The sequence below is a fragment of the Leptospira harrisiae genome (assembly GCF_002811945.1).
In the GTDB taxonomy this organism is placed as follows: Bacteria; Spirochaetota; Leptospiria; order Leptospirales; family Leptospiraceae; genus Leptospira_A; species Leptospira_A harrisiae.
The window spans coordinates 139,304-164,960 of sequence record NZ_NPDX01000002.1 but is presented as its reverse complement, the minus strand read 5'-3'; the positions used below and the strand labels follow the sequence as shown (position 1 = coordinate 164,960).

25 protein-coding genes are annotated in these 25,657 nt (G+C 36.6%); 14 read left to right on the top strand and 11 right to left on the bottom strand.

Annotated features, from left to right (window positions below; all coding sequences use genetic code 11):
- Positions 1-40: 40 nt before the first annotated feature.
- A complete protein-coding gene (gene folP / locus CH364_RS10600; protein WP_100743879.1) occupies positions 41-856 on the top strand; it encodes a dihydropteroate synthase in 816 nt (271 codons plus the stop codon).
- A gap of 32 nt (positions 857-888) precedes the next feature.
- On the opposite strand, the gene CH364_RS10595 is transcribed toward folP, so the two are convergent.
- Together CH364_RS10595 and CH364_RS10590 are read right to left on the bottom strand one after the other, a co-directional pair.
- On the bottom strand, positions 889-1,812 hold the full coding sequence (locus CH364_RS10595) for a tetratricopeptide repeat protein (protein WP_100743878.1): 924 nt from the start codon (positions 1,810-1,812) through the stop codon (positions 889-891).
- A gap of 1 nt (position 1,813) precedes the next feature.
- A complete protein-coding gene (locus CH364_RS10590; protein ID WP_100743877.1) occupies positions 1,814-2,719 on the bottom strand; it encodes a tetratricopeptide repeat protein in 906 nt (301 codons plus the stop codon).
- A gap of 108 nt (positions 2,720-2,827) precedes the next feature.
- Between CH364_RS10590 and mpl36 the strand changes: the two genes are divergently transcribed.
- Entirely contained in the window at positions 2,828-3,709 is an 882-nt protein-coding gene (gene mpl36, locus CH364_RS10585) for an RlpA family plasminogen-binding lipoprotein MPL36 (protein WP_100743876.1), read from the top strand.
- A 123-nt stretch (positions 3,710-3,832) separates the two neighbouring features.
- A complete protein-coding gene (locus CH364_RS10580) occupies positions 3,833-7,060 on the top strand; it encodes a SpoIIE family protein phosphatase (protein ID WP_100743875.1) in 3,228 nt (1,075 codons plus the stop codon).
- Here the strand turns inward: CH364_RS10580 and CH364_RS10575 are convergent.
- Positions 7,053-8,489 (bottom strand): methyl-accepting chemotaxis protein, encoded by a 1,437-nt coding sequence (locus tag CH364_RS10575; protein ID WP_100743874.1) that lies wholly within the window; start codon positions 8,487-8,489, stop codon positions 7,053-7,055. The genes CH364_RS10580 and CH364_RS10575 overlap by 8 nt on opposite strands.
- A gap of 138 nt (positions 8,490-8,627) precedes the next feature.
- Between CH364_RS10575 and CH364_RS10570 the strand changes: the two genes are divergently transcribed.
- Positions 8,628-9,152 (top strand): DUF2147 domain-containing protein, encoded by a 525-nt coding sequence (locus CH364_RS10570; RefSeq protein ID WP_004785397.1) that lies wholly within the window; start codon positions 8,628-8,630, stop codon positions 9,150-9,152.
- Positions 9,153-9,225: 73 nt separating this feature from the next.
- Here the strand turns inward: CH364_RS10570 and dcd are convergent, their stop codons facing one another.
- Complete coding sequence (gene dcd / locus CH364_RS10565) at positions 9,226-9,750, bottom strand: dCTP deaminase (RefSeq protein WP_100743873.1); 525 nt, start codon at positions 9,748-9,750, stop codon at positions 9,226-9,228.
- Between the two features lie 3 nt (positions 9,751-9,753).
- Positions 9,754-10,527, bottom strand: a complete 774-nt coding sequence (locus CH364_RS10560; protein ID WP_100743872.1) for an enoyl-CoA hydratase-related protein — start codon at positions 10,525-10,527, stop codon at positions 9,754-9,756.
- Positions 10,528-10,596: 69 nt separating this feature from the next.
- On the opposite strand from CH364_RS10560, the gene CH364_RS10555 reads away from it, so the two are divergent.
- Entirely contained in the window at positions 10,597-11,289 is a 693-nt protein-coding gene (locus CH364_RS10555; RefSeq protein WP_100744727.1) for an LIC10067 family putative lipoprotein, read from the top strand.
- On the opposite strand, the gene CH364_RS10550 is transcribed toward CH364_RS10555, so the two are convergent.
- Both CH364_RS10550 and CH364_RS10545 read right to left on the bottom strand, forming a co-directional pair.
- Positions 11,286-12,773: a hypothetical protein gene (locus CH364_RS10550; protein WP_100743871.1), complete on the bottom strand. Its 1,488-nt coding sequence runs from the start codon at positions 12,771-12,773 to the stop codon at positions 11,286-11,288. The two genes, CH364_RS10555 and CH364_RS10550, sit on opposite strands and share 4 nt — an antisense overlap.
- Before the next feature lie 43 nt (positions 12,774-12,816).
- A complete protein-coding gene (locus CH364_RS10545; RefSeq protein ID WP_004784589.1) occupies positions 12,817-13,167 on the bottom strand; it encodes a VOC family protein in 351 nt (116 codons plus the stop codon).
- Positions 13,168-13,266: 99 nt separating this feature from the next.
- Here CH364_RS10545 and CH364_RS10540 point away from each other — a divergent pair, with 99 nt between their 5' ends.
- Complete coding sequence (locus tag CH364_RS10540; RefSeq protein WP_100743870.1) at positions 13,267-13,770, top strand: DUF3347 domain-containing protein; 504 nt, start codon at positions 13,267-13,269, stop codon at positions 13,768-13,770.
- A 3-nt stretch (positions 13,771-13,773) separates the two neighbouring features.
- On the top strand, positions 13,774-14,694 hold the full coding sequence (locus CH364_RS10535) for a hypothetical protein (RefSeq protein ID WP_100743869.1): 921 nt from the start codon (positions 13,774-13,776) through the stop codon (positions 14,692-14,694).
- Positions 14,695-14,736: 42 nt separating this feature from the next.
- Here CH364_RS10535 and CH364_RS10530 read toward each other — a convergent pair whose 3' ends face one another.
- The gene (locus CH364_RS10530; protein ID WP_100743868.1) at positions 14,737-15,960 is read right to left on the bottom strand and encodes an MFS transporter; all 1,224 of its coding nucleotides are present in this window, start codon (positions 15,958-15,960) and stop codon (positions 14,737-14,739) included.
- An 88-nt stretch (positions 15,961-16,048) separates the two neighbouring features.
- On the opposite strand from CH364_RS10530, the gene CH364_RS10525 reads away from it, so the two are divergent.
- On the top strand, positions 16,049-16,828 hold the full coding sequence (locus tag CH364_RS10525; RefSeq protein WP_100743867.1) for an SDR family NAD(P)-dependent oxidoreductase: 780 nt from the start codon (positions 16,049-16,051) through the stop codon (positions 16,826-16,828).
- Between the two features lie 2 nt (positions 16,829-16,830).
- Positions 16,831-18,024, top strand: a complete 1,194-nt coding sequence (locus CH364_RS10520) for a pyridoxal phosphate-dependent aminotransferase (RefSeq protein ID WP_100743866.1) — start codon at positions 16,831-16,833, stop codon at positions 18,022-18,024.
- Here CH364_RS10520 and CH364_RS10515 read toward each other — a convergent pair.
- A complete protein-coding gene (locus CH364_RS10515) occupies positions 18,012-18,974 on the bottom strand; it encodes a patatin-like phospholipase family protein (RefSeq protein ID WP_100743865.1) in 963 nt (320 codons plus the stop codon). The genes CH364_RS10520 and CH364_RS10515 overlap by 13 nt on opposite strands.
- Positions 18,950-19,237: an LIC_11321 family protein gene (locus CH364_RS10510; protein ID WP_243401346.1), complete on the bottom strand. Its 288-nt coding sequence runs from the start codon at positions 19,235-19,237 to the stop codon at positions 18,950-18,952. The genes CH364_RS10515 and CH364_RS10510 overlap by 25 nt, the downstream gene beginning before the upstream one ends.
- A 167-nt stretch (positions 19,238-19,404) precedes the next feature.
- On the opposite strand from CH364_RS10510, the gene CH364_RS10505 reads away from it, so the two are divergent.
- Together CH364_RS10505 and CH364_RS10500 are read left to right on the top strand one after the other, a co-directional pair.
- Complete coding sequence (locus CH364_RS10505; RefSeq protein WP_100743863.1) at positions 19,405-20,361, top strand: YjgN family protein; 957 nt, start codon at positions 19,405-19,407, stop codon at positions 20,359-20,361.
- Positions 20,362-20,364: 3 nt separating this feature from the next.
- Positions 20,365-21,561 (top strand): M48 family metallopeptidase, encoded by a 1,197-nt coding sequence (locus tag CH364_RS10500; RefSeq protein WP_100743862.1) that lies wholly within the window; start codon positions 20,365-20,367, stop codon positions 21,559-21,561.
- On the opposite strand, the gene CH364_RS10495 is transcribed toward CH364_RS10500, so the two are convergent.
- A complete protein-coding gene (locus CH364_RS10495; RefSeq protein WP_100743861.1) occupies positions 21,519-22,439 on the bottom strand; it encodes an NAD-dependent epimerase/dehydratase family protein in 921 nt (306 codons plus the stop codon). The genes CH364_RS10500 and CH364_RS10495 overlap by 43 nt on opposite strands.
- A gap of 86 nt (positions 22,440-22,525) precedes the next feature.
- Between CH364_RS10495 and CH364_RS10490 the strand changes: the two genes are divergently transcribed.
- Genes CH364_RS10490 through CH364_RS10480 form a run of 3 tightly spaced genes read left to right on the top strand, consistent with a single transcriptional unit; the run spans position 22,526 to position 25,655 of the window.
- The gene (locus CH364_RS10490; RefSeq protein ID WP_100743860.1) at positions 22,526-23,545 is read left to right on the top strand and encodes an LIC_10202 family protein; all 1,020 of its coding nucleotides are present in this window, start codon (positions 22,526-22,528) and stop codon (positions 23,543-23,545) included.
- On the top strand, positions 23,542-24,609 hold the full coding sequence (locus CH364_RS10485) for a glycosyltransferase family 4 protein (protein ID WP_100743859.1): 1,068 nt from the start codon (positions 23,542-23,544) through the stop codon (positions 24,607-24,609). The genes CH364_RS10490 and CH364_RS10485 overlap by 4 nt, the downstream gene beginning before the upstream one ends.
- Positions 24,606-25,655 (top strand): glycosyltransferase family 4 protein, encoded by a 1,050-nt coding sequence (locus CH364_RS10480; protein ID WP_100743858.1) that lies wholly within the window; start codon positions 24,606-24,608, stop codon positions 25,653-25,655. The genes CH364_RS10485 and CH364_RS10480 overlap by 4 nt, the downstream gene beginning before the upstream one ends.
- The last annotated feature ends 2 nt before the right edge of the window (positions 25,656-25,657 follow it).

Genomic DNA, 25,657 nt, shown 5'->3' with positions numbered 1-25,657 from the left:
AGGCTTTTAGGGGTGAGTTTACCGATAATCCTTTTCATTCATGGCAGAAATCTTCGGAATCTTAAACATAACTGCAGACTCATTTAGTGACGGGGGAAAATTTCTTAACCCTGACGATGCCATCAGCCAAGGGACGAAACTCCTCCAAGAAGGTGCCGATTGGTTGGATGTTTCAGGCCAATCATCGAACATTGAAGCAACCTTAGTCTCTGAAGAAGAAGAATGGAATCGTGTGGAACCAGTCATTCGACATTTTGTGCCTAAGGGAGTTCGGATCAGTTTGGATAGTTTTCGACCTGAAGTACAGAAGAAAGGAATTGAAGCTGGAGTTCGTTGTATCAACGATATCACTGGATTCACGTATGAAGGTGACCGTAGTTTTCTCAGATTCTACATTCAAAAATTCACAGAGTTAAAATTGATTATCATGCATTCGCATAACAAAAATATTGCGAAATATAAATCTGACCTTACACCTGAAAAAGTCATTAAAAAAATCCAAATCTTTTTTAGAGACCGTCGCTCTGAACTCCTTGGAATGGGAATTCCTGAATCGGCTCTGCATTATGATCCTGGAATGGGATTTTTTTTGAGTGAGGACCCAATGGTTTCATTTCGAGTTTTGCAAGAATTGGAAATCTTAAAATTAGAATTCCCACAATTAATGGTCGGAGTTTCGAGAAAGTCGTTTCTTGGGAATGTACTTGGAAATTTGCCAACAACCGAAAGAGAGTTTGCAACCTTAGCATGTGAACTTCACCTTCTAAAATATAAAATCCCATTTATTCGAACGCATAACGTTTTGAAGTTGAGACAGGCGGAAAAAATTTGGAATTTATGCCAAGAATTAGAATGAACTATTAAAACAAAATTTCAATTTATTTTGTTTTAACTTCTTCCGGAACGAGTAGCCTTTCTGATATCTTTTCCCTCTTTCGAAAGAGTAGGGAAAAAAACAGATTCAGGAACAGCATATCCTTTTTCCACCGCCTTACGGTAGTAAGGTAAAAGATTGTCCCATTTTGGATTGTCTTTTAATACTAATAAAGTATCTCGCCAAATTTCTAAAAAACTAATCTGTGTTTTTTCGCTAACAGTTGCCGATTCTGCCCATTTCAAAGCTTCTTCATAACGACCTAATTCGTAATTTGCTTTGATAAAATAAAAATGAAATTCTTTATTTTTTTTGGCAGCTACTTCCAAAGATTTTGCGTAATCAAGTAAACTATACCAATTGTTTTTTTGTACTTGAACGTCAGCCATTCCGTATAATGCATTCTCATGAAACGGAACAATTTCTAAAATTTGGTTAAAATAACCTTCCGCATAAGCATAGTTACCAGTTTGCAAATAATAATTTGCCAACTCTTCATAAGAATACAATTCCCAACCTTTCACTCGAGAAAGGGCATCTAATAAGACGACTCGTTCATCGCTTCGCAAACGAAGATCCAGTTCTTTTAAAATATTTGTATATGTAACAGAAGAACGAGATGGGGCTTCCTTCGCAATTTTTTGTTTCAAAGTTTCATACTCATCCAACAAAAAATAAAATCTTAGTCGGTTCAAGTGAACTACAACTTCATTTGGATTGGTTTGGATGCATTTGTCCCAAACAACCTCAGCTTGGTCTAACTGAATGGTTTTTGACAATCGGATCCCTTCTGCATTGCACTCAGCAGCTTTGGAACCTGAAAGTTCCAAAAACAAAGTGTCAGATTCTAATTCATCTTGTTTTGCGATTGGATAACGACATTCCAATAGAATCAAAGTGTGGCAAAGGAAAAGAATATAAAAAATGCGAGATTTCAATCTAAGATAACCTGTCTGGTTCTGTCTTTTCCTTCATCTTTTGAGCAAATACCAAATATTGCATCGCTTTTTCAGGGTTTCCATTGAAAAGATACAACAAACTTAAATCTAACGCTTCCTGTGCATCAGGGGGAGAAAACTCTTCTGGATTTTCTTTCGATAGTTCTAGTTTAGTTTGAAATTCTTTTAACTTCAGTTTTGCTTTCGATTGGATTCGAACCAAACTTTCATGGACCACTTCATCTTCTTCTTTCCAAGCGGCTTGCAAACTTTCGTTAAAATTTGTGAATCCCACATCTTCTTTCACCATTGCTGAAAGTAAAGTGGCAGATGCTTTATAATTCCCTTGTTTTGCGAGGATTTCTGATTGAATAATTTTTAATTGAGCATTTCCAGGATACAAAATCAAATAACGCTCAATCATCTTTAAACTTTCTGGAAAACGATTCCTTTCGTAATAAAACATCGCAAGCCCTCCTAAAGCTGATTTATGGTTTGGTTCGATTTTAATTACATTATTGAGATATACTTCAGTTTTCTCATCATTGCCTAACTTCTGATAGGCTTGAGCGAGTAATAGATGCGCAGAAATAAACTTTTTTTCAAAGGTCAAAGTTTGTTTGAGAAAACTAATCGCTTTTTCCGTTTCCTCATGTTTGTAAAGAGAAACAGCTAAGTTATAAGAATTTTTAACATTCGCATGCAGTTTATGTGCTTTGGAAAATAATGGAATGGCTTCTGCATGTTTTCCTTGTTTTGCATAAACCACTCCCAAATTCTGCAATGCCAAATGGTAATTAGGATCTTTCTCAAGTAAAAGTTTGTATTGCGATTCGGCACGATCCAACTCCCCATTTCGTTCCAAACGAACTGCTTCATTGAATAAAGTTTGGATTTCTTGTGCCATACACAGCGATTATCGTTTCAGAAACGAATCTCCCCTTAGAAATTTTATCATGTGAATGGAAAAACCTTCCGAAAGGTACACACAAGAGTCCAGAGGAAGGGGAAAGTTATGCAAAGACTCATACTTTTATCCATAGTATTGTGGCTAGTGTCCTGCAGTTCAGCAGATGCCACCCGTAGAGATTATAGCGCTTCCGGTGATCCGGAGGATATTTTTTTTGAACGTTCTGGGAAGTCAAAACCAGCAAGTAACACCAAGTCTGAAGACCCAGTGGCTCGCTCCATCATTGACGATTTAGATTCCAATGCAAAAACAGCTGCGCCTACTGTTGCAGCCATCCCAACAAAAAAGCCGACAACACAATTTGATGAAGTCGGTTTATCTTCTTGGTATGGGCAAAAATTCCAAGGTCGCCCTACTGCGAGTGGGGAACCATTTGACCGCATGAAAATGACAGGTGCTCACAGAACGCTTCCCATTGGTAGCGTGATCAAAATCCAAAACCTAGAGAACAACAAAGAAGCCGTTGTTCGTATCAATGACCGTGGACCATTTGTGGATGAACGAATTGTCGATGTATCTGAAAAAACGGCAGAGATTCTCGAATTTAAGGACAAAGGGGTTACCAAAGTTGGAATCAAAGTTCTTAAAAAAGGAGAAGATGATTTGGGTGATGACTTGGATGATGCTGATCTTTTAGATGATGCTCCCGCTAAACCAGAAAAATTGACTCCAGTTAAACCCGGTTCTGTGAAACCTGTTGCTACTGGTAAAGGGTTTACTGTACAAGTTGGGGTATTTCAAGAGAAAGAGAGAGCCATAAAATACCAAGAAAACATGAAATCTGAATACAACCAATCCGTGTTCGTCACTCCTCGAGATGGAAAATTTGTAGTTCAAGTTGGTGATTTTGCAGACCGTGCGAAAGCAGAATCTCTCAAATCAAAATTGAAATACGATGGGATTGATTGTTTTATCGCCAATCGTTAGTTTTAACCCTTCCACCGGGCAAATGGCAACCTTGCTGATTTGCTCGAGACGGTAGGAAAATGAATTGATTTCGCATTTCTTGCCTGTTACGATTTCGTATTAAATTAGCAACTAGAAGACCCTATGAGTGAAAGCATAATATCCGTTGACCACATACTAACAAATTATTACACATTCGGTAGTTTAATTGTCACTGTCCTCCTTGCGGTCTTGACTACATTCTTTTTCTCTTTAAAAGACAGAACAGTCGCAACCAAACATATGGGGCTTGCTTGTTTATTCTTATGTCTGTTCCAATTTGGATACCTATTAGGGGCTTTTTACTACCATCCTATTGCTTCTTACCACCGTTGGATTACCGGGGGATTCATTATCTTCGGAATCATCCATTTCGGTCAGTTCTTCTTTCGATTTCCTGACAATGAAAGTCCTAAAGCTGCATCCATCATGCTCGGAATCCTCTATGCCATCGCGATTGTCGTTGTATTATGGTTTCTTGTTACGGTTTCCCAAGGGGAAAGAAAATACCATTTTACTGCCCACCTTTGGGATTTCAATTCAGAAGGTGCGAGTCTCATCTTAAGTTTATTTATAGTTGGTTTTTCATTTATCAACTTTCTTGTGATGCCCGGATATCGATTGTTCCATGTTGCTAAAGAAAAACGCGGTACATTGATCATCATGCTCATTGCTGCCTTAATTGCAGCTATTGTTCCTAACATAACTAACGTTATGAGTCGCGATGGAGCGATGGAGCGATCTACTTACCTCACAGCCCTCGTATTACTTTTTACTTTTACATTCTTTATCATTACTATTTCCTTTATCAACAACAGTAGCGAAAGAACGACGTTTATGGTTAAGATTGTAGGAATCTCATTTGTAACAATCTTACTCATCATGCAGGCTTTTAGTTACTTAGTAGACCAAGAAAAGGAAACCTCATTTGATAATACAGCCATCCAAAAGGCACTTCGTGTTGCAGAAGGTGGAGAACGTTCTAAAGATATTTTATTTGTAATTGAATCGGATTCTACAGGACAAAGTTTAAAAAAAACCTACTTACCTTCTACTGTGAATGTTGATCTACCTTTAGTCCAAGCAGATCTTTATAACACAGCATTGTATGATGAAGTTGTTAATATAGGTGAAGCCGAATACCGAAAATCGCTCAAAGCAAGTTTAACAAAAACGCCTTATTACTTTGAAGGTTATAAAAATGCGATCATTCAGTTCTTGGAAGAAAATCCTGATGCAGAAGGTGCAGAATTAAAAGCTGAAGTTTCCAAATTGATTGAAAAACTCAATCGTAGAACCTTTATCAATACGAACAAACTCGGTGACATTTTACCTGATCAGTTTTGTGAAGAAGGTGTCAAATACGTTGAAAAAGTTAAAAACGTAGACACCTTTCGTGATGCAATTCTCAAACATGTAAACGATTGCAAATGGGACGGAAAAGAAATATCTGGTGCCGACCTTCGCGTGGAAATGTTGAAATTTTTTCGATATTTCAAACCAGACTTAACAAGACACTATCGAAAAGATTTGGATGGTGTTTCGCATTACATTGCTTACATGGCATATGATTCGAAAAATAAAATTAACACAGAGGTTGGTTTTAATTATCGAGATTACCGTGCTTACATGCACAAGTCAGCAAAACTCGAACTTGTCATTCTTGCGATTGTCATGTTCGTGTTATTAGTAGTATTTCCACTTTTTTTTCGGTCAGCATTAGTCAATCCGCTGTATGCGCTTCTTGCTGGAGTTGAAAAAGTAAATCAAGGAAATCTAGAAGTAGAAGTTCCGATTAAGGTAAATGATGAAATTGGTTATCTTGCAGAATCATTCAACGGGATGGTTTCTTCCATTCGAGACGCAAGACGAGAACTCCAAGATTATGCAGAAAATCTAGAAGAGAAAGTAAAAGAAAGAACCAAAGAACTTCAAGAAAAAATGGATGAGATCCATCGATTGAAAGTACAACAAGATGGTGACTACTTCCTTACTTCATTACTTGCAAAACCATTATTTTTTAACGCAAATAAATCAGATAATATTCGTTGCGACTTTTTTGTTCACCAAAAGAAAACTTTCGAATTCCGTAATAAAACCGGAGATCTCGGCGGCGATATTTGTATTACTGGAAATTTAAAGTTAGGAAAACCAGATGATTTCCATCGTTATACCATGGTGATGAATGGAGATGCAATGGGAAAATCCATGCAAGGTGCCGGTGGTTCCTTGGTAATGGGAGTGGTCATGAATTCCATCATGGCTCGTTCTGCTGGTAACAAACGAATTCTCAATCGAACTCCAGAAGAATGGTTAACAGACGTTTATGAAGAAGTAAACGCGGTTTTCAAATCTTTTAGTGGAACCATGGTTATCTCTGCTACAGTGATGTTGATTGATGACGATTCAGGAAAAATCTGGTATTTCAACGCAGAACACCCTTACAGTATCCTTTACCGAGATGGAAAAGCTAGTTTCATCGAAGACGAATTAAAACTTCGTAAACTAGGATTGGATTCTGAATATCCATTCGAAGTACAGACTTTCCAACTACTACCTGGAGACCAATTGATTCTTGGTTCCGATGGCCGAGATGATATTGACTTAACTCCAGATGAAGATGTAAGAACCATCAATGAAGATGAAACAATGGTTTTACGATTTGTGGAACAAGCTGATGGCGATATCTATGAAGTAGAAAAATTGGTAAAAAAAACCGGTGATGTTACAGACGATATCTCCATGCTCAGTGTTGTTTTCAAAAGTGAAAAAGCTCCAGTTCATCATATACCGGAAAAGGATGATCTTTCCCACCAACCTGTTGATGACTTTTTTGACACTCCAGGGGACGATTGGGATGAGGCACTCACTACTTCTGGCGCATTCGAAGAAGGAAAAATTCTCTATCAAAATGGTGAGATAGAAAGAGCCATTACCGTAATGAAAAAAGCTTTCCTTGGTGATCCAACCAACCAAAAACTAAATAAGTTTTTGGGTCTTGTCAGTTACAAGGGAAAGGAATACGATATTGCAGCAAAAGTTCTTACTGAATTCCTAAAGGAAAATGAAGGTTCAGGTGAGTATTGGTATTACTTAGCAATGTCGGAAAAAAAACTAGGAAATTACGAAAGCGCACTCAAAGCAGCTCAAGAAGCACTTAAACATGATCCTGAAAATTTCCAAAACCTAATTAACCTTGCGGACGTTAGTCGATTGTTAGGAAATGTTGACCGTGCCGTTACCTATGTTACAAGGGCGCAATCCATAGATCCAACAAACAAAAATGTTCTTAAACTTTCAAAGTTACTAGAAAAAGCGACTAGCCTCAATTAATTGAGGTTAGTCCCTGATCTTCCATCGTTTTGATTTCTAAATACTGAATATAGGAATCGAATATTTTACTGAGTTCTATAAATTGTTCTTGTAACCTAGATCTTTCTTGTTTAACTTTCACCATATCATTTTGAACGATCGCTTCTTTGATATGGATGGCACAAGAATGCAATTCACGATGGGGTATTTCCAACTGATCATGGATGGCTTTTTGTTTTGCATCCAATACTGAACTTTGATAATACCACAATCCCATTTTACAAAGCATATGGTTTAGCTGAGGAAATAGATTTACATTTCCAGTTGCAATTGCTTGGTCAACTGCCTGTACCCAATGGATATGATCTAATCTCCTTTGGAATATAAATTCCAATAGCCAAACCGAATTTTGATTTGTAATCAATTTTACAGTATTTTCAATTTTGGCAAATATCGCTTCAAAATCAGTTTTTGTTCGAACACTATGATCAGAAAGTACATGAACTTGGTTGGATATACTTGTAGAATCATTAGCAATATTTTGAGAAGCAACCCCGACTTCACGAAGTTTAAATTCCAAATCATGAAATTGAGTAATCAAAATTTGAATTTCGTTTAAATTTGTTTTTGATTCTTTTCTATTAAAGACAACAGAAGATTCAATGGCTTGGATTTTTTCTATGATTTCAATGAGAACAGAAGTTCTAGTTTTTGAATTTTCTTGGAATTCCAAAAACCGAGATCTAATATGTTGAGCAGATTCTTGAATTGTTTTGACTGCTACTTTGGTGTTTTCGGCTAACTTGGAAACCCCATCCGCTACCACGGAAAAACCTCGCCCTTCTTCTCCTGCACGGGCAGCTTCAATGGACGCATTGAGTGCCAGTAGATTTGTGCGATCCGAAATATCTTTTACCAATTGAATATTTTCGTTAATTTTTTGAAGATCGTTATACAAAAGTTGAATTTCGACTTCATTTTTTTGGTTTTCAACTTTCACCCATAACGATTGTTTAGCGATCGTTTCAATCTCTTTTGTTGTTTTTTCTAAACTATCAACTAATTCAATATTTCTTTGTCCCGTTGCATCAAAGGTTTTTAGTGTTTCTGAAATTTGAAATGAAACAGAATGAATCACTGCATCTAATTCTTCCGCACTACTGGCTAGATTGGCTGAAATATCACTAAAATGCGAAAGCCCCGATACAAATTGGGATTGTAAATGTTCAATGTTTTTAAGGTTGGTTGAGGTTCCGAGAATAGAAACAGCAATTTCATCAGCAGAGGATGTAATCAAACCTCTTAATTTTCGTTGTAATTCTAAAAGATCTACAATCTCAGAATCATTCGATTTCTCAATGGAACTATTACGAATGATATGTTCACGGATCGATTTACGATTCCGTATTAAAAACTCTTTTGTAGAGTCGTTTGATCTAAAATGAAACATAATACTTTTATCTTTTTATTCGCATCGTTTCTATATACTATTTTCTGAATTGTCACAGAGTTTTTCTAAAAACCAGCTTGCCAGAGGTAAAAATTCTGTCAGAATGAGCGAATCCAATTTTATAGAATAAGGATCTTTATGAATCAAAAACTTGTTTTAAGTGTATGGACGGCAATTCTTTTCGCCGGAAGTTCTCTACTTGCCCAAGAGGCAGACGTTGCTGTAGGCCGATATTTACCCCCTGAAAAAGACTCAGTCATTGAAATTTTCAAATGTGGTGATAAATACTGTGGTAAAACGGTTTGTATCAAAGACAACGCTTACCCTGAAAAAGAAAAAGATAAAGGTGTTCCAGGCACTCCTTACCTCGATCACAACAATGAAGATCCAAAACTACGAAATCGCCCAAACTTAGGTATGGTTTTTATTACTGGATTTGACTATGTTGGAGAAGGAGTTTATAAAAACGGAAAGATTTACAACCCACGTGATGGTAAAACCTACTGTGGAAAATTTACTTCTTTGGAAGGCGGAAATCGCTTAGATCTAAAGGGTACCCTTTGTTCCATTACCTTTATCGGAAAAACAAACAACTGGGTAAAACTCGGTGGTGTGAATCTTGATGACCCAAAATGGGACTGCACATTCAAAGCTAAAAAATAAATGTAATCATGAAGCACCTGCCCTCCCAATTGGAGGCAGGTTCTTGTTAAAATAGTTCTAAAAAAAATTGAACCTATTTCTTTTCAAAGTCTTTATACAACAAAGAAGGTTGGATGCCTTGGTTGGCTTGGTACTTTCCTGATTTGTACTCGCTGATTTCCCCTTCCACAGTATGATAAAAAATCTGACATATTTGAACACCTGCATACACGCGCAGTGGATGCGTTACTTGAATTTCTAAAGTCCAAAATCCTTTAAAACCAACATCCCCAAATCCAGCAGTGATATGAACAAACATTCCAAGTCGCCCAATAGAAGAACGACCTTCTAACATAGGTACTAAGTTATGTGTTTCAGTAAATTCAATGGTTCTACCTAAGTATAATTTTCCTGGTTCCAATAACAATCCGTCTTCTGGTATCTTTAAAGTCTGTACTGGATTGGGTTTTTTCATATCCAAAGGGAATTCTGAATATATCAACAGGTCTTCATGTAATCTTAAATTATATGAATTTGGATTCAATAGGTTCGCATCGTAGGGTTCGATTTTAATATCGTTACCCAGTCTTTTTAAAATTTCTTTTCCGGTTAAAATCACGGATTATTCTCCCTTAAAATTAGGTTTTCTTTTTTCAGCAAACGCCTGCAAGGCTTCTAATCGATCTTTTGTTCCAATCGTTTCAAAATAACACAACCTTTCCCACTCTAGTGCAGATTTCATGGGCAATCCAAATCCACCACGTAATGCTTTTTTGGCAGCAGAAACAGCAATAGGTGCAGATTCCGATATCTCCCGTGCCAAGGCAAGAGAAGATTCCCGTAAATGGTCAGGTTCAAAAACTTGAGAAACCAAACCTTTGGACATTGCTTCCTTTCCTGTTAGCTTTTTGCCTGAAAAAATCCACTCCATAGCGGTGGATTCTCCTACAATTCTAGAAAGCCTTTGTGTTCCCCCTGCTCCGGGAATGATACCAAGTTTTGTTTCTGTTAGCCCCATTTGTGCTGACTCATTCGCATAACGAATATCACATGACAAAGCTAATTCCAATCCACCTCCAAAAGCAAATCCATTGATTGCAGCGATTGTTGGAATGGATAGATTTGATAGTTCATAAAAACAAAGATTGATATCTGTTAGGAATTGTTTTACCTGCGAGTCCGACATGGATTTCCGTTCTTTCAAATCTGCCCCGGAACAAAACGAATCTCCGTTACCAATGATGACAAGAGAACGTGCCTTACCTTGTTTTACCTCTTGGATCTTTTCTCTTAGTTCCGCAAGGAGCTGCAGGGAAATGGCATTTTTTGCCTCTGGTCGGCTTAATTCTATCAATGCTACATAAGTATGGTGGGTTTGGAGCGTGACAGTGTTCATAGAATTTCCTCCGAACGAAAAAATAGAAATGAAAACAGTTTTGGTTTTCCGATAATGGAAGCAGCAGTCATGAGAAGGATTTTATACACGATCGGATTCTCGCTAGTACTTGGAAACAGTTTTTCATGCAAAACTTCTTCCAACGACGATCCTCTTGCAGCTCTTTTAACGTCGCCACCGGTTGTTTCTTCTGTAACACCACAAATTGGAACTCCTGCCCAAAACAATTTAAATGCCGCCTATGCTGCCACAGAAGTGGTGATTAAAGGAGAAAACTTTGGCATCGATCCAGTCATCAGATTTAACGACGTAATTGCGACAACGACGCTGAATACGGGAACTGAACTATATACGCGAGTTCCTGACGGGGCATTTTCTGGTTTTATCACTGTTTCAAAGTCAGGTGGATCTTGTTTACCAAATTCAAAAACTGGTGTTAATTGTGCCGGAATGGAATATTTTATCGACTGTTATACGGTTACAAACAAACAATACGGTCCGGAAATTGAACTAAAACAAGGCCATAGTCTTTCTGTTGAATATGATGGGCAGGAAACTAAAGCATTCCATACTGATACCTTGTTATCATCCAGAAATCTAACAATTGGATGTGAAAGTACAGTTACAGTTAGAGTGTTTGATAGGTCATGCAGAGCGACAGATTATGTTTTACAAAACGATCCTGTCATTTCATTTCCCGCAGGTGTTGCAACACAGTTTTACCTTACAGCTCAATCTGCAACATGCAGTTTAGTTCTTTAGAATGATTTGTTTTTAACAAATCTTTTAAATATAATAATGTTAGCTGCTCCCATCCACTCATTCATATATTCCCTAAATATGAGTTCTCTCGGTTTTGAGTTTTTTATTTCCTCGTCCAGTTCGTCATACTTTTGAATTGTAAGTTTAGAAATCTCTATATATTTCTCTTCTATCATTTCTGTTAACTTTTTCAATAGTGCCAGGTTGTTCTTTTCTTCACCGACGTTTGGTAAAATCGTTTCATTCCAATAATCAATCACATGTTTTTTGACATATTCTCCTGGAATCACACGATTTACTTTTTTTCCATCAGCACCACGAGAGTGTATATATCCTGTGTTTACTTCCATTAAAAACTTTTTTGCGATCATATAAAAATGCGATGGTCCCAAATGAAATAAAAACACATATTTCACCTGATTCGGAATCATCATATTCATCAAAATTATGTTTTCACAAAATTGAAAAAACTGTTTTAAAAAATTTTGATATTCGACTTCAAAATCTTCTGCAGATTTATTTTTCTTTTCTGTACTTGTCATAGACCGGATGAGTTCAGCACGAAGTAATTGTTCGTCCGCACCAAGGTGTAAATCCAAACTAATGGCTGATTTAAATAATGCTTTTTCTGCCAAATATTTATCCATTTCATATCTGAAAAAGTAATGTTGGTCAGAATTCCAAGTGTACTTCCCATATGCTTGGATATAATTTGTATTACCTTCTTCCTTTGGTTTAGGCTTTTGATTTTGTAATTGTTTAGTTTTATCAGACTCCTGTATTTCATTTTGAATCACCTCTTCTGATTTATAAACGATATCGGAATCTTGTGGCTCTAGTGCTTCCGGTTTATCATATAAGGTTTCATCAAAAACAGATGACAAACGATAGATTACGCGATCGCGAAACTTAGGTTTGGTTGGTTTGTATTCAGTTAAAAAATTTTGATTGTTAACTTGTAAAATAAAACTCATTCGTTTCAGAAAAATTTCAAGATGATATAATCTTTCTAGAGCAGGTAAGATACGATAGTTTAACAGACTGTTGGTTTGAAAATCTTGATCACTGAACTTAGTATTGGTCACAACATCGCGTAATAAAATCCAGCCTTCGTAGCTTTCAATATAGAAGTAACGTAACATTTCAAAAATTAAATGGAATTGGATAAAATCATAACGACTTGATTCATCAAGTTGGCTTGAGAAATAACGGGAGTATTCCTTTCTCACTTGAGCATACATATGTTTTTCATCTAAGTTAAAGATGATTTCTTTGATTTTCTTTTGTGATTTGTCTAACTCTTGGTCGAGGTTTTTGCGAAAGGAAAGAATTTCTCTTTTGTTAGTCTCAGTAAGCCCTGAGCTTAGAAATTGAAGAAAACTACCAACTAAGCTCTGAAACCCAGTCAGAAAGTATACATAACCTTTTTTGAAATCGGTGAGTAGGTCTGTTTCATTCCCACCCTCTTGGTTCGTTGCCGACATACCAAGAGGATCGTAAGTAAGAATTTTAAAAAATCAACAGGATTTAGTTGGAGTAGAAAATCTCGATTAAATTTTGGCTTGGATCTGCAAAAGTTAGGCTCTCTCCAGAGTCTGTACCTTCTGGTCCTTTGATGATCTTCACATTCTTTTCCTCAAGTTCACTGATGGCTTCAGTGAAATCATCCACATCCATCACAAAACTTAGGAGAGGAAGGGATCTGTCAGATACTTCTGCCTTCACCAATCGGATGCGAAAGGAATCCAGAGAAAGAATTGCCTCAGTAGCCTTCTTTGTCTCCACTTCGAAGTCAAAAATGTCCCTGTAAAAATCGATAGAGGTGTCGAGTTGGGAGACGGGGATACTGACGTGGCCAATGCCTTCTACAATAATCATAATGGAATTACACCTTCGTGAACTTTTCTGTCATCATGCTTGAAAAACCGGCTTTGTCGAGAAAAAAGCAATCTCCTCAAACAAACTCGAAACTAAAATTTGAATTCCAATTCCAACTTAGGAAAAAAGAATCAAAATATGAATGTATTTCGGATTTCACTCATCGTTTTAGCCATTTTGGCCCTTTCTTGCAAGGAAGAGGTCGTTCCTTTTGAAACTGCCCACCAAAACTTAGCGGCAAAACTCCTCGCAGAGAACCAAATCCTTCTCGAAGAGTATCTAAAAGACAATCCTAAGCCGAATTGGAAAATATTTTCAGAAACATTGGATGCGATGGTGGCCAGTGGGCATCCAAAATTAAAGTCTTGGGCAGAAGGTTTGCGCCCAATCCTACCAGTTTCAGGTGCCGATTTAGATTCTAGTTATGAAAAAATTTCTAAAATTCAGGAAATATTGATCCAATTGAAAACAGAAGTTCCAAATCAATCTCAGTACAATCGTTTTTACTGTCCTATGGTAGATAAATCTTGGTTAATGACGGGAAGAGAAGTTAAAAATCCCTATGCTCCCGAAATGAGAGACTGTGGAGAATTATTACAGTAATTTATGCCAAAATGTTTTCTAGGTACATCTTTATATGAAGCCTGCCCTCCGAGTTGCAGGCATTCATTCGCTAAACAAGACGTAGATGAAGATTGTATTGCGAAAAATAAACTAGAAGCATTTTTACAAGACAGAGTCACTTTTAAAATTGGGTTTTCTGCTTTTTCACAAATTCCCGCAAAAACTCTCGAAAAGTTCATTTGGATTTCAAAAGACAATTTAGAATTAATTTCTTATTTTTTATATATCGGTGAACCGACTCTTGTTCGTGAAATCATAGAATCATTTTCAAACCACACTTTAAGTTATCTTTTTAAATGTGATTTTGAAAATTATATGAACATTCGCGAATCCATCAAGAGAGAAAAATCTGTTAAACATATGTTTGATATTCGAAGTTTCAAATATTGGACATTTGTTAGTTATTTAAGAATCTGTGATTTAATTCAGTATTTCGTTCGGTATTTGAAAGAACCCGAATATGCCTGCCAATTTATTGTGATTTTACCATCCGAAATCGTATCCAACCTTAACAAATATACTGGTTTGGATTTTGAGGAAGAAAAAACCTTATACAATGCTTTGGGTGATTCCATCTACGAATTGCCATTACAATCGCCAAAAATCTATGGACACATGATGCAATTATTTGTCGATGATCCTGAAGTTTCAATCATCCTTTCCACAATGGAAGGCCTGATTGAAAGACAACAATTGATTTTAGAAACCACCGAAAAACTAATCAATTTCATTGGGGAACATAGAATTGATAAAAATTTTCAATTTATATTTTCTGAAATGGCCGGAATGGAAATTGGAACTGCTTCTGAAATTTTAAACCAATTGTTAGAACGAAAAATGATCACCTCATCTCAAAAACAAATGATTATCGATTTCCTTAACACCGGAAAATTAGAATTATAGATCAAACTAACCTTCGCTAGTTTAATCTATAATTAACTAAAATTACCCAGCAATTTTTATTTTTTTAGCTAAATAAACACTAAACAACAAACTAAATACCGAAATCATACCCACTAGTTCATAATTCAATAATTGGTTATCTGCCGATTGCACTAAAATGAGTCCTGCTACATACGAAGCAGCTCCAGAAGAAATCTGTTGGATGGCCGAATTCACGGACATAAAACTTCCACGAATTCTTGGTTCTACTGCCGAAGTGATCATAGCAAATGCAGGAACCATTCGTCCAGAAACCAAAATCATAAATAAAGTTGTGACTGTAAGCACGACAGGCAATGAAGTTTTTGTTAGAGATACAACAATCACTATGGGTATAACTGCGATGATTGAAATGAGTTGGTAAATTTTTAGTTTTCCATATCTGTCTGAGAGTTTTCCGATAAGTCGGCTTGTAAAAAAAGTAAAAAGTCCACCAAAAAAATAAATATATGGAAGTTCACTCACCGCTAAACCAACGTTAGAAACTAAGAATGGACTAAGGAAAGGGATAACTGTAAATCCACCAAACATTAAAAACACCATAAAAATAAAGGGAGCAAAATGATCTTTTTTAGTGATTACTTGTTTTAAGGATTTTAACTGTGATTGTTTTGGATGAACATCTGAATCCAAATGATAACGAATGGATGGTAACACTTTGTAACCAACAGGCAAAATTAAAAATCCGGCAATTGCCAAAGAAAGAAAAGGGAAATGCCATCCATATTGATTCGCCAAAGATAAACCAATCGGAATTCCAATCACAGAAGCTACTGAAAAAGAACTCATCACAACGCCAGTGGCTGTCCCTCTCCTAAAAACAGGGATGATATCTCCAATAATAGAAAGAACCGTGGCTCCAATCATTCCACCGAATCCACCTGCGACAACCCTTGCAAACAGTAGAAATCCGTAATTAGGAGCAAAAGCACACAACAAGGTTCCAAAAGAAAACCCAAAAAACAAAACAAGAAGGCTCATTTTACGATCATAAGAATCTAAAAATAAGGCTCCAATCAGTCCAAAAACTCCTGCGCTAATGGAATAAGAAGAAACAAGCAAACCAAATGCTGCCGAATCAATTTTGAAACTCTCCATAAAAACTGGTCCGAGAGGCATCATGATGACAAAATCCAGGATGTGTAAAAATTGGAGGGCTGCTAGGATAAAGATAATGGCTCTTTCTTTTTGGATGGTATGAAGCGGATGGGTAAGAGGTTGGCTCATAAAACTAATATTGACCGGGCGTTCAAAATTTCCAAAACTATTTAGTTTCGAATTGCCAACTTTCGCATAGAGTCATAAATTTCCCTCTATGAAATACGCGTTAATTACAGGTGCTTCCACTGGACTTGGAAAGGATTTTGCTTTGGCTTTGGCAGAAAAGGGTTACACTCCCGTTTTAGTTGCAAGGAGTGCCGATCGATTAAAAGCATTGGCCACAGAAATTAAAAACAAATTTGGCCTACAAAGTGTTGTCATTAGCCAAGATTTGGCAAAACCAAAATCAGCGGAAGTTTTATACAAAGCGGTAAAAAAGCTAAAGATATCGATTCATTGTTTGGTGAACAATGCAGGTTTTGGTCTCAATGGTGAGTTCCATAAAAATTCCTTTGAAAGTGAATCCCAATTGATCCAATTGAATGTGACAACACTTGCAGAACTCTGTCATTTATTTCTTCAAGATATGGTAGCAGCAAAAGAAGGGTACATTCTCAATGTTGCTTCGACTGCGGCTTACCAACCAGGTCCATTAATGTCAAATTACTATGCATCTAAGGCTTATGTTCTTTCACTCAGTGAAGGACTTGCCGAAGAAGTGAGAGATTACGGTATCACAGTGACTTGTTTTTGCCCTGGACCAACACAAACTGAATTTTTTGAAAGAGCGAATATGACTAAAATTAATTTAGTAAAATCTTCCTTTCTCATTATGAAATCAAGAGAAGTGGTGGATATAGGACTTGATGCTTTATTTAGTAAAAAAGTAATCAAAATCCCAGGTTTCGCAAACTTTCTTTTGGCTCAGTCAGTTCGCATCTCTCCAAGATTTCTCGTTCGTAAAATTGCAAAATTTTTACACCAAGCAGCATAAATTTGAGAGAATCTCAATTTTCATTTTCAAATCGATTTCATTTGTTAGGTGACTTGGACCAAGAAAACCAAATTTATCAAACAAAACAAAATCTTGAAAGTTCTGGAATTGAGATTCTTGACCTTACAAATTCCAATCCTACAAAATTAGGATTGGAATTCCCTCCTTCAGCTTTATCTCATATATTTTCCAATTTAGATATCAGCGAATACGAACCAATTGCTGAAGGTTTAGAATCAACAAGGAGATCCATTGTCACGGAATATGAAAAACGTGGTATCCCAATCACACCATCAGATTTAATTCTTACGGCAAGTACTTCCGAAGCATATTCCTATTGTTTCAAACTTTTTACAAATCCTGGAGATGAAATTCTTACACCAAATCCTGGTTATCCGTTGTTTAGCTTTTTAGTTGGTCTTGAAAATCTGAAGGAAGTACACTACCCACTAAAAGAAGAAATGGAAACAGGAACTTGGGCTTATTCAGTAGAAAGTATAGCAAATTGTATAAGTACGAAAACTAAACTCATAGTCCTTGTGAGTCCCGCAAACCCCACAGGCTCTCGGACAACGGAAAAATTTTGGAAAGATTGGGAGGAATTGGGAATCCAAATTCCAATTATAGTTGATGAAGTCTTTGTCGGTTATGAATTTTCAGGGGAACCTCACCAAATTCCAATCACACCAAATTTCCCACTTCTTGTTTGTAATGGCCTTTCCAAAATGTTAGCACTCCCTGGACTCAAACTTGGGTGGATCCTAATCAAAAGTCCTGAACCCTATCGTTCCCAAATTTATAAAAATTTAGGTTTCATCGCCGATACTTACCTTTCAGTCAATTCGCCGGTACAACTTGCCATACCGGAACTAATTCCCTGGAAAACGATGGTTCAGAATCGTATCCGAACAAGAATTATGCGAAACTTAAACCGATGTATTTCTTTTGTTGAAGATTGTCCGAAAATTTTAAATACTCCAGGATTTGAAGCTGGTTGGTATTTTCTATTTGAATTTGATTTAGAAAAGAAGGATGAGGATTTTGTTTTAGAGATTTTGTCAAAAATTAATGTTTTTTTTCACCCAGGTTCCTGGTACGGACTTTCGCATAACCGCTGCTTTCTTATCGTAAGTTTGATTTCCGATGAAGAAACATTACAACGTGGTTTAGAGGCTCTTCAAATTTATCTCAGATAATCGATGATTGCACTTTTTTGAGCCAAAGCATCCGCCTTTCCTAATTCGAATGTTTCTCTGACACCTTTTGGGTTGGTGTAATCAAAGGAAGTGATTGGCAAAGGTTTAGAGGGAGTAATTAAATAAGATTTAGCCAATAGTTCTGGATCTTTTCCGACAATCGTATTTGGTTCATAGTGGATACCAATAATCTTTGCGTTAGGCGAAAAAGTTTCAATGACCATATTATTCGTTAGCCCCCCATCCAAATAATACTCATCATCCACCGATTGAAAGTCAACAATAGGAGGAATAGAAGAAGAATTCATAATAAACTGTTCTATGGTTTCTGGGTTTACAAAGTCTTTTTCAGTAAAGTCGACATCGACCATATTCCATTTTTTAATCATCTCCGCAGTGCGATTCGCAGGAATTCCTTCCGATCGGTCCCGATCATCTAAGATAAAAGCTCTTCCCGTTTCTGAAATCAAACGTGCCAAACGGAATTTATTCTTTAAAGAATCTTCCTTTGGGTGAGCCTTCACCGAATGAATCCATACTTTTGAGCCTGATTCTAAAACCTTATCAAACTTCATCCCAAACCGAATGGTTCTGCGGTACATGTCCTCATGAGGGAAGGTAGACTCTCCTCTCAAAAGGTTTGAAAAATGGAAATTCCTTGAATTTCGTTTTGTGATTTCTTCAAAGTATTCTACAGACTGTTCTTCTGTCTGGGAAAGAATACACAAGGCCATAGCAGCACCTGCAGACACACCGGATACTTCTGTAAATCGGACTCCCCACTCTCGAAGGGTTTTTCCAACACCCAAAGCATAAAACGCCTTACAACCGCCACCAGCAATCGCAAGGGACGCATCATAAGATGGAAAAATTTTTACTAATGTCTGTAATACTTGTTCTCTAACGCCCATAAGATTGACAAATTCTAATCCCCTTCCCAACGAAAGCATAGAGTATTATTCTCTCCTAAGAATCTGTCAAAGTATAAACTTGCACGACAATCATCCTCAGTCGCAAGAAAGAAATCATACCCACCTGCTGGATATTTGATTTTACAACATCCCTTTTTGTCTTTACGATCAGGAGGTTGCCTTACTGATTTGTCTTGGCCTTTCAAATCTCCAAGAGTCGGAGGCAATTCTTGTCTCGAATCTGCAAAACTTTCTGATGCGATTATGGCACCAAAAAAGAAAAAGGTAAGAAGAGTTCGCATTCTGTAAAAATAGACTTGGCTAATGCTACACAAGTTCGGTGATTCCTAAAAAAGTCATGAATTGGGTTCAATGGTACGAATTGTATTTCTAATGGATAGGAAATATTTTTCTTTACCCAATTGTTTACTCTTTTTAAACTCTCCCCACTAAACCTTTGGGGACACCAATGAACAATACAAGACTACAATACCACGCTACGGGAGGACAGCTTTTCGGAATTTTACTGAAGAACATGTTTCTGACCGTTGTAACTTTGGGGATCTATAGCTTTTGGGCCAGAACCAATGTACAAAAATTTATGGCTGAGAATTTAGAATGGGCAGGAGAACGTTTTTCCTTTCACGGAACAGGAAAAGAAAGATTCATTGGTTTCCTCAAGGCATTGGGAATTTTCATCGTTCTTTACATTGGAATTTATATCATCCAAACCATTCTTGCTTATATTCCCATCCCATATTTCGGAATGATTGTAGGATATCTTCTGACACTTGGTGTTTTTCTTGCACTTGTCCCAATCATTGTGGTGGGAGGAAGGAGGTATTTAACATCTCGAACAGGTTACCGTAATTTACGATTTGGTTTTGATGGTAAAATCTTGGAAGTGGCTAAACTTTATGGAAAAGGAATTCTTCTAACAATTGTTACGTTAGGTATTTATTATCCATGGTTTTTTGCAGAAAAAGAAGCTTACATCCAAAGCAAAACTAGATATGGAAATACAAACTTTGGATTTTCGGCAGAAGGAAAGGAAATCTTTTTCTTATATTTAAAGGGATTTCTTCTGAGTATTGTGACCTTAGGAATTTACTATTCTTGGTTTTTAGCAGACATCCAGAACTACATTTGGAACAGGACCAGCTTTCAGGGAAAAAATTTCCGATCTGATATCACTGGTGGAAAGATTTTTGGAAATTTTATCATCGCTTATTTAATCATCATATTTACCTTAGGGATTGGATTTGCATGGGCTGTAGTTCGTTTGACCAAACTATTCTTAGAGTCGATTAGTTTAGAGGCAGAGGTTGATTTTTCTACTATCTCAGCTCAGACGGATACAACTGCCAATGCGACTGCGGAGGGATTGGAAGCACTAGCTGAAGCTTTGGAAGGCTTCCTTTCATAAACATTGTTTCAAAACCAAACATTTACGTCCCGGTATTTTAACGGAGTATCAGCAGTCCCTGAAGAAGGGACTGTTCTGATTCACGGCCAAACCATCGATTTTTCATCTGCAGACACAGCACATAAGCTAAACCTTTCTCAATTCACTGAAATTTCACTGACGCATAAAGGTTGTAAGTTGGTATTACTCCCCGATGAAGCCAGAGAAAGTCCTGTTTTGGAAATTCTTTGTACTAAAGGGGACGCAAAAAAATTAGAATCACTTTGGATTCAATCAAAGAAAAACCAAAGTCACGCTCATGCTTTTTTTTATTCCATCAGAGAAATGAACCCTCTTGTCCTTGGAATTCTATCCATTGCGATTGTAACTTTGATCGGTTTTTTCTATTTTAAAGGTTTGGATTTGGTGATCAACTTTATCCCGGTTTCAATGGACAAGTCTCTGGGAGAATCGGTCCAAGCGAGGATGGATGCTCAATTTCAAGAATGTAATACGAAAGCAACAGACAAGTTCTTTGCTGAAGCTTTAAAAAAAATCGTTCCCAAAAATAGTTCCCACGAGTTCAAAGTTTCGGTGATTGGATCAACCATTCCCAATGCCTTTGCTCTTTCCAATGGAAGAATTTATTTTTTTTCTGGTTTGTTAAACGATGCTAAATCGCAAGAAGAAGTCATAGGAGTTTTGGCACATGAAGTGGCTCATGTGGAAAAAAGACACCATATGAGAAATCTTGTGAAAGCTGGCGGAACGTCTCTAGCTATTTCATTAGTCGTTGGACCAGGTTTAGGTAATATGGAATTTCTTGAGACTTTTACAGAACTTGGCTCAACGATCCTTGTTCTAAAATTTTCAAGAGATTTTGAAACAGAAGCGGATATTACTTCCATTGAATATCTCAAAAATCAAAATCTTTCCCCTTCTGGCCTCCTCACTTTCTTTCATCGGATGTTAGAACTAGAAAAAGAGATGACTAAATCAGAAAAAAATCCTAAAGATGCAAACGCAAAAGAAGATCAGGTCGTTACAAAATCTCTTACAGATTTTCTAAGTACACATCCTGCGACAGAAGAAAGAATGAAAACATTGGAAAAATTGATTCAATCCGGTAAAAAAGGTACAATCAAAAAAATTGTTTCAGATAAAACTTGGAAAGAAGTTCAATCCGTTTGTTTAGATTTCAAAAATTCCGATTCTAAGTGATTGTAAATTTGACGAAGAGTTTCGCTTAAGCTATGTTTGTTTTTCCAACCAAGCGCTTTTAATTTAGAATTATCTCCATACACCTTGGATGTTTCAGAGGCTCTTACGCGTCCAGCATCTACTTCAAATTTGATATCATGTCCTGAAATTTTTACTAACTCTTCTACCATATATTGAATACTTCGTTCTTCTCCAGAACAAATATTGTAAATTTCGCCGGATTCCCCTTTTTCAATTAATGTCAAATAGCCATTGATAATATCTTCCACATGGGAAAAATCTCGAGTTGGAGCTAAATCACCAACAGCAATTGTTGGTTTTCCTAAATGTTTGGCTTCAATGATTTGAGAACAAAAATTAGGAATCACAAACTCCTTACGTTGGCCAATTCCAATATGATTGAAAGGGCGAGCAATGACAATGGAAACAAAAGGGCTATATGCCGCGTATTGGCGACAATAGGATTCAGCAGCCAATTTACTTCCCGCATAAGGATTCACAGGATTGGGCAAAAGTGATTCCTTTAATGGGAGAAGAGATAAGTTTTGTTTCCCATAAACATCTGCTGAAGAAACGTACAACATTTTGCAAGGCCTTTGCATTCGATGTAAAAATTCGATTAAATTTAGAGTTCCGCCCACATTGATTTCTTCGGTTTCCCAAGGATTTTCAATGGCTATCGGAACAAAAGCTTGGGCTGCCAAATGGATGAGGATGTCTGGTTGGACCACTTCCAAATTTTTTGCCACTACCTCTCGGTCACGAATGTCACCTTGAAAACAATGGATTTGGTATTCACCAAGCGATTCTAGAGCGGGAATGAGATAACTTCCGACAAATCCACTGGCTCCGGTGACTAAAGTTTGTTTTTTTTTCATAGAAAAGGGAAATTTCCGATTCGGCTCTAAGATTTAGTTGCCATTCTTCCAATTTTTCAAATCCTCTCAACAAAAGAAAGAAAACTGTGGAAGACAAAAAGAAATTCAATCCATCCCCCTTTGTCGAAGTAAGAGACCCACAGTTGAATGTATCCGAATTGGTCCAGAAAATCGAATCTAAAATCCCTCTCGATCCAGGACAAATTCCTAATTGGCAAGAACTCACAAAGATCAGTTATAAACCAGAATCTCCACAAGGGTTTCGTAAATTTGATCCAGCTGGTACTGCACATCTATTCGAAAAAGGAATTTCAAGTCCCAAATTTTCAAATCCCAAATTTTGGTTCATCAAAGGACCAATTAAGTATATTGTTAATCGCCTAATTTCTGTTTATGGACTCATCGACAAAAAATTATCTGAGAATCGAATTCGTGCATTCTTTTCGGTTCTACATGAACTAGTTCGTTTGAGCAAACGAATTGAACAAATAGAAAACCGTTTTGATGGTTTTTACCGTGATCACCTATTAAACAATCATTCTGACGAGTTGCCTAACTTTGGTTGGGCGGCTAATTCATATTTTATAGATTCAGGTTCTAACCCAACATGGAAAATTGCTTTGGAAGATATTTCAAAGACAAAGGCAATAACCGTTTTATTTCCCGAATGGGGAGATATTTTAAAACAACTTTCGATTTTAAAAGTTCCTTTCCAATGTATAACTTCTTTTGAAAATGAATTTCAATTCATACAAAGTAAAATTACTGCAACCGTTCAGTTGGAAAAAAAACTTTTCCCACTAAACCAAATACTCAAAAAACCCACTGACATATTGGTTTACCTACCACTCAATCGTTTTCCATCATTCTGGATTGAAAGGATATTTGCTGAAATTTCAAATTCCATGATAAATGGTAACAATTTGTATTTTTCCGTTTCAACAAAACCAAGTGACACCAATCGCCCGTTCCGAGATCTTCAGGTTTCAGAAATTGACTTAGAGTGTTTGCCGAGTTATTTAGAGACTCTCGGTTTCAATCAAGTTCGAGATCTTTCTACGACGGAAGATACAAAAGTATACAAATACACAAAATTTGAAAAATGAATGTTTTTCAACATTTAGATGAACTAAAGGATTCGGATGGAGTCGGAAATGATGCAATTGGACTTGCAGAAGTGTTTGTTTCACTTGGATTCAAATCACATTTCATTACCAGATTACCAAGAAAAGGTAAATCATTAAGTAGCCAGTTTCATTTTGTTAATTCTTTTGACCATCCAACATCCGCTGAGGATATTCATATTTTACATTATGGTGGCTCAGGTTACCCATACCAGCTTTTCCAAAACCTCCCTGGTCGTAAAATACTCAGATTTCACAACATAACTCCCGCTAGTTTTTATAAAGATACTACAACATCAGATATTCATTGGGCTATGGAAAAGTTTGAATCACTTTCATATTTAGAAATTGCAAGTTTATCTATTTTTTGTGATTCTATTTGGTGTGACTCGGAATATAATTTCCAAACAATCTCTGGATACCAGTTTCGAAATCCTTATATCATACCTATTTGCAAATCTTACGAAACAAATTCAATACAAGATGCTGATTCAAAAAACCACTCGTTGGTTTTTGTGGGTCGTTATTCTCCCCAAAAAAAATGGGAAGATTTGATCGAACTTTTTTCTGAATGGGTCAGGGACTTTCCAGATGCTCAGTGTTTGTGCATAGGTTCCATAATTGGAGCTTTTGATGGATACTATGAAAAGTTAACAGAACTTGTGCAAAGAAAACACTTAGAAGAAAAAGTTCTTTTTTTAACAGGGAAAACCGACTCGGAAGTGATTTCAATTCTAAAACAATCTGCTGCATTTGTCTCAATGAGTGAACATGAAGGTTTTTGTTTACCCATCCTTGAAGCATTCGGTTGCGGGATTCCTGTATTTGCATACTCTGCCGGTGCCATTCCCGGAACAATGAGAGGAGCTGGTTTTCTATTTCAAACAAAAAATTACCCGTTACTCGTAAGACTGATGAAGGAAAATTTGTATCAAACAGAAAAGTCAAATTCTTTGTTAAACAATCAATACCAAACATTAAAATTTTATAATCAATTTCCATTCCAAGAAGTGATTGCGAACATTCTTAAATCGGGTATCCAATGAACATCCATCAATTTTCCGCAGGATTCCAATTAGGTGATGCAATTTCCCAAGAAATGTTGGAAATTAAACGGTTACTGTCCAAAGAAGGATACATTGGAAAAATATTTGCTGAAAACGTATTTTCACATGACCGCAAATATGCCGAAAAACTTACAAAGGCTGCAATCAAACCAGATGATGTTTTGGTTTACCACCATTCCATTCATAGTGAAGCATTAGAATTTATCTTAAAATTCCCAAATCAAAAAATTTTAATTTATCATAATGTAACTCCCGAAGATTTTTTTACAGGTTATGATCTCAAATTTTCTTATTTGCTACGCAAGGGTAGAGAAGACTTAGAAATGATCCGTGATATCTTCCATCATTCATTTGCAGTTTCAAATTTCAACTTGGCTGAACTCCAGGAAATTGGATTTAAAAACGCAAGATTACTTCCACTACATTTGAACTTTCAAAAATGGAAGGATGTTCCAAGAGATTTAAAACTTAAATCATTTGCCAAACCTTCGTTTTTGTTTGTCGGTCGTATCGCCCCCAACAAACGTCAAGATGATTTGATTCGTTTTGCAAGAACTTGGAAATCCAAAATGGGAAATCAATTTTCTATGAGAATGCTCGGTTTTTGTAATCCAAACCAACAGTCATACTTGGATGAATTGAATTTTATGATTCATCATTTGGATCTTTCAGAAGAAGTAAAAATCATTTCTTATGTAGATGAAACTATGTTAAAGAAAATTTATTCAGAAAGTAACATGTTTTTGTCAATGAGTGAACATGAAGGATTTTGTGTTCCGCTTATGGAAGCAATGTATTTTCATTTGCCTGTTGTTGCATTTGCAGCAGGAGCAATTCCTGAAACGCTAAATCATTCTGGTATTCTTTTTAATTCTAAAGACTTTGATTCCCTTGTTCTTTTAGTTGATTCTGTTTTTAAAAATTCGGAATTCCGTAATTCCGTCATTGGGGCCCAGAATATCAGGTTAGATGATTATTTACAATCTACGAGCATTCTCCCCATTCTCGAAGTAGTGAGAAATTAAAA

Coding starts and splice junctions, on each gene's coding strand:
- CH364_RS10580 (WP_100743875.1), top strand. CDS start 3,833: ATGAGTGAAAGCATAATATCCGTTGACCACATACTAACAAATTATTAC.
- CH364_RS10590 (WP_100743877.1), bottom strand. CDS start 2,719: ATGGCACAAGAAATCCAAACTTTATTCAATGAAGCAGTTCGTTTGGAA.
- CH364_RS10560 (WP_100743872.1), bottom strand. CDS start 10,527: ATGAACACTGTCACGCTCCAAACCCACCATACTTATGTAGCATTGATA.
- CH364_RS10515 (WP_100743865.1), bottom strand. CDS start 18,974: ATGCTTTCGTTGGGAAGGGGATTAGAATTTGTCAATCTTATGGGCGTT.
- CH364_RS10485 (WP_100743859.1), top strand. CDS start 23,542: ATGAATGTTTTTCAACATTTAGATGAACTAAAGGATTCGGATGGAGTC.
- CH364_RS10530 (WP_100743868.1), bottom strand. CDS start 15,960: ATGAGCCAACCTCTTACCCATCCGCTTCATACCATCCAAAAAGAAAGA.
- CH364_RS10550 (WP_100743871.1), bottom strand. CDS start 12,773: ATGTCGGCAACGAACCAAGAGGGTGGGAATGAAACAGACCTACTCACC.
- folP (WP_100743879.1), top strand. CDS start 41: ATGGCAGAAATCTTCGGAATCTTAAACATAACTGCAGACTCATTTAGT.
- CH364_RS10510 (WP_243401346.1), bottom strand. CDS start 19,237: ATGCGAACTCTTCTTACCTTTTTCTTTTTTGGTGCCATAATCGCATCA.
- CH364_RS10480 (WP_100743858.1), top strand. CDS start 24,606: ATGAACATCCATCAATTTTCCGCAGGATTCCAATTAGGTGATGCAATT.
- CH364_RS10525 (WP_100743867.1), top strand. CDS start 16,049: ATGAAATACGCGTTAATTACAGGTGCTTCCACTGGACTTGGAAAGGAT.
- CH364_RS10535 (WP_100743869.1), top strand. CDS start 13,774: ATGCCAAAATGTTTTCTAGGTACATCTTTATATGAAGCCTGCCCTCCG.
- mpl36 (WP_100743876.1), top strand. CDS start 2,828: ATGCAAAGACTCATACTTTTATCCATAGTATTGTGGCTAGTGTCCTGC.
- CH364_RS10545 (WP_004784589.1), bottom strand. CDS start 13,167: ATGATTATTGTAGAAGGCATTGGCCACGTCAGTATCCCCGTCTCCCAA.
- CH364_RS10495 (WP_100743861.1), bottom strand. CDS start 22,439: ATGAAAAAAAAACAAACTTTAGTCACCGGAGCCAGTGGATTTGTCGGA.
- CH364_RS10575 (WP_100743874.1), bottom strand. CDS start 8,489: ATGTTTCATTTTAGATCAAACGACTCTACAAAAGAGTTTTTAATACGG.
- CH364_RS10555 (WP_100744727.1), top strand. CDS start 10,597: ATGAGAAGGATTTTATACACGATCGGATTCTCGCTAGTACTTGGAAAC.
- CH364_RS10570 (WP_004785397.1), top strand. CDS start 8,628: ATGAATCAAAAACTTGTTTTAAGTGTATGGACGGCAATTCTTTTCGCC.
- CH364_RS10505 (WP_100743863.1), top strand. CDS start 19,405: ATGAACAATACAAGACTACAATACCACGCTACGGGAGGACAGCTTTTC.